This window comes from Rodentibacter mrazii (assembly GCF_001998825.1).
GTDB lineage: Bacteria > Pseudomonadota > Gammaproteobacteria > Enterobacterales > Pasteurellaceae > Rodentibacter > Rodentibacter mrazii.
In genome coordinates, this window is record NZ_MLHG01000121.1 from 1 (window position 1) to 5,235 (window position 5,235).

General features: G+C 32.2%; 6 protein-coding genes. All 6 read left to right on the forward strand.

Translation table 11 applies throughout. The features are described from left to right. The coding region (locus BKK47_RS12075; RefSeq protein WP_208603985.1) for a type VI secretion system baseplate subunit TssF at window positions 1–645 on the forward strand (645 nt) is incomplete at its 5' end. After that, on the forward strand, window positions 609–1,607 hold the full coding sequence (gene tssG / locus BKK47_RS12080) for a type VI secretion system baseplate subunit TssG (RefSeq protein WP_077495064.1): 999 nt from the start codon (window positions 609–611) through the stop codon (window positions 1,605–1,607). The genes BKK47_RS12075 and tssG, both read left to right, overlap by 37 nt. Continuing rightward, entirely contained in the window at window positions 1,608–2,384 is a 777-nt protein-coding gene (locus BKK47_RS12085) for an FHA domain-containing protein (protein WP_077495065.1), read from the forward strand. A 13-nt stretch (window positions 2,385–2,397) separates the two neighbouring features. Further along, on the forward strand, window positions 2,398–3,081 hold the full coding sequence (gene tssJ, locus BKK47_RS12090) for a type VI secretion system lipoprotein TssJ (RefSeq protein WP_077495066.1): 684 nt from the start codon (window positions 2,398–2,400) through the stop codon (window positions 3,079–3,081). Window positions 3,082–3,084: 3 nt separating this feature from the next. Then, the gene (gene tssK, locus BKK47_RS12095) at window positions 3,085–4,431 is read left to right on the forward strand and encodes a type VI secretion system baseplate subunit TssK (RefSeq protein ID WP_077495067.1); all 1,347 of its coding nucleotides are present in this window, start codon (window positions 3,085–3,087) and stop codon (window positions 4,429–4,431) included. Next, the coding region (gene icmH, locus BKK47_RS12100; protein WP_077495068.1) for a type IVB secretion system protein IcmH/DotU at window positions 4,431–5,235 on the forward strand (805 nt) is incomplete at its 3' end. The genes tssK and icmH, both read left to right, overlap by 1 nt.

Consider the following 5,235-nt stretch of genomic DNA (forward strand, 5'->3'; position numbering starts at 1 on the left):
ATTAAGGATAATATTGAAGAAACGAGATATGAACATTATATTTCTTTTGTTTCTGACATGAATAAATTATTAGAAGGTGAAAGAGAGACAATATCTCTAGAGTTAAAATGCACGAATCATATTGTACCAGAATTGTTGGGGATTGGTGATATTTGTATTCCTTCACAAAATACACCGTCTTATGTTGATTTTAAGAATATTACATTGCCTGTAAAAACAGTTAGAGCAGTTTTAGATGAAACATTACATTGGAAGCTAATTTCTAATCTTTCATTGAATTATCTGTCTTTAACAAAATTGGAAGTATTAAAAGAAATTTTATTGATTTATGATTTTTCTGGAATCCATGATGTTCAGGCAATGAGGAGAATAGAGAAACGATTATCCGGAATTGAATCTATTCATACTCGCCCTATTGATAAAGTTATTAGAGGTGCGGTATATCGAGGACAAAAGTCTATACTCCAGGTGAATAGTGATAATTTCCTTTGTGAAGGCGAGCTTTTTTTATTCGGTTCTATTTTAGCTGAATTTTTTAGATTATATGGCACGATTAATTCATTTCATATGCTAGAAATAGTGAATGTAAGTAATAACGAGATTTTTAAATGGGAACAGAAAACATCGCTTCAACGAGTAATCTAAATAAATTTGGATTTCACCAGCTTGTGGAAGCTATTGCTGATTCATCATCTGTTGAGTTAGATAATTTAGAGAATACATTAATTGAAGAATCAATATTTCAGTTTTTTAGTAATCCAAAAATTAGTTTCCCAGTAGGAGATATAGAGCAGTTATCTATTTTTAACGATGAAGATAAAAGGAAATTTCAATTTTTAGTTAATTTTCTTGGATTGCAAGGTTCCTCCGGCCCTTTGCCTGGGAGTGTTTTAGATGAAATTGCAGAAGAATTCTATGAAACTGAACCGGTTCAGGCAAGATATTTAGATTTTTTTAACCATCATTTAATTGCTATTTTTCATCAAATTTGGAGAAAATATAAGTATTATATTAAATTTAACTCTGATTTTTCAGATTATTATTCTCAGAATATATTAAATTTACTTGGCTTATCAAGAGAGTTTTTAGAATTTTCTCATTTAAATTGGAGTAAGATTTTTTACTATATTGGATTAATCCAATCTGGAGTAAGAACTTCGGTAGTTTTAGAGAAGATAATTAAAAATTATTTTGAACTGGGGGCAGTAAGTATTGATGAGCATGTTCGTCAGTTACTTGAGATTGAACCTGAACAAAAAAATCAACTGGGAATGAAGAATGTTGTGCTGGGTGAGAGTTTTATCTCTGGTGATAAAGTTGAATCATACTCAAATAAATTTAGAATAAATATTAATGAGTTGATGCTTGATGAGTTTTACCAGTTTTTACCTAATACAACAAAATATATGCATCTTCAGGAATTGATTCGTTTTTTGTTAAAGGAGCCATTGCCCTATGATATTTTATTAGGCTTGCATCCAGATACACGTTCCTTATTCGTTTTAGGAAAAGAAAATTCAAGCCTTTTAGGATGGACTACTTTGATGAATTCTAATTCATCAGAAATGTGTTCTTTAGGTAAGGTGCTTATTGAAGGAGCGGCATAGATGCATAAACTTTTATTAATGGTCACTGATGCCTTTATGCTGGAAAAAGGAACTTTGCCTTATTGCTATTTTGATTTATCTGGTGGTTTTATTGGCTCTAGTGTGGATGCCCAATGGAAAATAAATAATTTAAAGAATGAATTTTCTGATATTGAGTTTGAGATAAAATACTACAATGTGAGTTTTTGTTTGATTGCTCACTCTAAGAATATTTTTATTAATAGCTCGGCGAGTCCTCTTCCTCTTGGTGGTATAATTAAGTTGAATGATAACGATCTTATCTCTTTATTTAGCTATAAAATTAGAGCTAAGATTTTTACTAACGAAGCAGAAGTTGTGACTTTACAGGATGAACTCTCTTACTTATTACATAAAGTGACAGATAAAACGATATCTAATTTGGACTATAAAAATGATAATTCACTTCCCCATGTTGGTACAGAGAACTCAACATTGCTAACGTTGGATATAGAAAAATTAACTTTAGATCCGGTACTGGCATTAAAAGCAGATGAGAATACACATTCAGAACTTATTGATGGAATAGCTCATCAAACTGAAGTTATTGATTATAAATTTTTTAATCTGCATATTGAAAGTGGGTTAGAATACTATGCCCCTACTGAATTTTTTTCATCATCTAATGAAGCTCCGATAAACGAATCAGTTGCTAAAAAGAATGAATTACCTCAGTATGGGACACCGTCTCTAAGAAAAAACGAGATGAAACAGAAACAGGAAGAGATCATTTTAGATCCTCTTTTCTTTATCAAATAACTAAGGAAATCTTATGAAATTAAAATCTTTATTTATGATTACTGTAGCTGTATTAACAATTACTGGTTGCTCATCTTCTAATGAACCGGCTACAAATCCTCGCTTAGCCAAAGCTTCTACTTACTCACTTTCTATTTATGCTACGGAGCGTGCAAATATCAATGTTTATTCCCCTAAAGATGATGCTGTTGCAGTCGTTAGCGATGAGGCAGATATGGAGTATTCAGATGAGTTTGATGTTGCTAAAGGACAATTAAAACGCCCTATTACGATTAACGAATATAGAAAAAATGTAACGGCAAATAGCTCGAATACAGATAAGCAAGTGATTGAGCAAGAAAAAGGCAAAGCTGATGCTCGTGCTACACCAGTTATGTTAAAAGTATTTCAGTTAACAGATAAATCGCTATTTTTGAGCAGTACCTATGATGATTTCAGAGGGAATGATTTTGCAGATTCTTTAGGTAAAACTTATATTTCTAATATTGATCTAATTATCGCACCTAACCAATTTAGATTTGTTGATTCATATGAGTTAAACGAGAAAACTCACTATATTGGTGTTGTTGCACTCTATAATGGTTATGAAAATCGTAAGTGGAAGGGAATTGTTCAAGTTAAGCCTAAAGGCGGGGAAAGCTATCCTTTATTAATTCGCGTACTAGATTCAAAAGTTGAAATTTATAAGGATAATTAGTCAATGTCTTTATCAAATCGTGTTTTATGGAAAGAGGGGCTATTTATTCGCCCCCAACACTTTCAGCAAGAAAGTCGTTTTTTAGCTACTCAATTGAAGCATGTTATAGATATTTCGGTCTATAACTTGGGGTTTGAGAGCATAGTATTTGATCAGCAGCAGCTTGCTTATGGCAAATTCGCCCTTACTCAATGTAAAGGCGTTATGCCAGATGGAACACTTTTTGATTTGCCTTTAACAGACAACCTCCCTTCTCCTATAAGTATTAGTAGTAATTTGATTGGTGAAACAATCTATTTATGCTTACCACTTGTTGTAGGGGGGGAAACGGAAGTTAAATATTCGACAAATCGCTCAGATGTAGTTGATTCTAAAAGTGAGATTATTTTTACTGAAGTTAAGGATTCACATAGTGAAAATGGGAGCTATACTCAAATTGAGTTGCTGAAAAATCAATATTTTTTTAAATCATCATTAGATGACCTTAGTAATTATGTTGCATTACCCATTGCTAAAATAAAGGATATTTCCCTTGATCATCAAGTTATTTTAGACGAGGATTTTTATCCAATGTCATTGCATATTAATGCAATGCCACTTTTTATTAAGAAGTTATCTGAGTTATCTGATTTAGTTTCCTTACGAGCTCAAAGTATTGTAAACCGAATTGGTCGACCAGAGCAGTCTGGAGTAGCTGATGTCAACGACTTTTTAATGCTTTTAACATTAAATCGAGTATTACCTCTTATTAAAAGTATTGTAAAATTGGGTAAAAGCCATCCTTTAAGTGTTTATGAATTTCTTGCATCTTTACGTAGTGAACTTGCTACATTTGTGTTAAAAGAGCGTTTTTCTGAAACTTTTTATGATTATTTTCATGATAATCCGGCTTTATCTCTTAATTTGTTATTTAATGATATTAAATCTTATTTAAGTGTGGTGAGTAATGCTAAAGTTATTCCATTGCCTGTTGTCGCACATCAATACGGTATTTATACAGCCCAAGTAAATGATCCTACGCTTTACTCAACTGCAGAGTTTATTATTGCAATCAAGGCACATTTGCAACCGGATTTATTAAAAAACCAATTTATTCAACAGACTAAAATTTCAAGTATTGAACAAATTAATCAGTTGGTGCATTTACAATTGCCTGGTGTGCCTGTACTTGCATTACCTGTAGCACCGAGATACTTACCTTATCATTCGGGCTTTATTTATTTCCAATTAGACAAAACATCACCGTTTTGGGAGAATTTATTGTCGTCATCTGGTTTTGGTTTCCATATAACGGGAAATTATCCTGGGTTAGAGATTGAGTTTTGGGCAATTCGTGGAGATTTATCGTGATGACTAATCAAGAATTATTGAACACATATAATCCTTCATTGGATAAGCCTTCGGAAAGAGTTTTTATCACTAATAATGTCCCTGTTATTAATGAAAAAACAGATCTGTTATACGAGCAAGTTGGAAATGTAGATTTTGATATTGACTATGATTTTCAGCTACAAACAGATTCTTACAATCCATTAATTGAATTAGCTAATCCTTTACTTGCAACGGCGCTTCGATTAAGAAAGCTTTCTTATTTAGATGACATCACTGGGCTATACTCTAGAATGCAGAATGAAATCGCTGCATTAAGTGAAAAGGTGAAAGGTCTTAATTATGATAGTGCGTTTCAATTATCATTTAGATATTGTGTATGCACTTTTATTGATGAAATGGTTATGGCCACTCCGTGGGGAAGTTCCTCCATTTGGGGACAGCGTTCTTTGTTGGCTCATTTTCATAATGAGACTTGGGGAGGGGAAAAATTCTATTCTATTTTATCTAGAACAATGTTAGAACCGGAAAAATATCATGAGTTATTAGAATTTATGTATATTTGTCTTGCGCTTGGATTTAAAGGGCAATATGCATTAATGCCTCATGGTCAAGAGAACATACAGAATATTTTACTAAAATTACAAAAAACATTAAGACCATTACGAGGTTATAATTATAAGAGTGATCAAAAATTGCATTTGTATAAGACTGATTATACGGTAAAAAAACCAATTTCATTAAAACATGTTGTATGGGGCGCATTGTTAGTTTTTGCGTTGATTTATTTTATCTATAGCATGTTTTTGGATTCTTATTCAACAG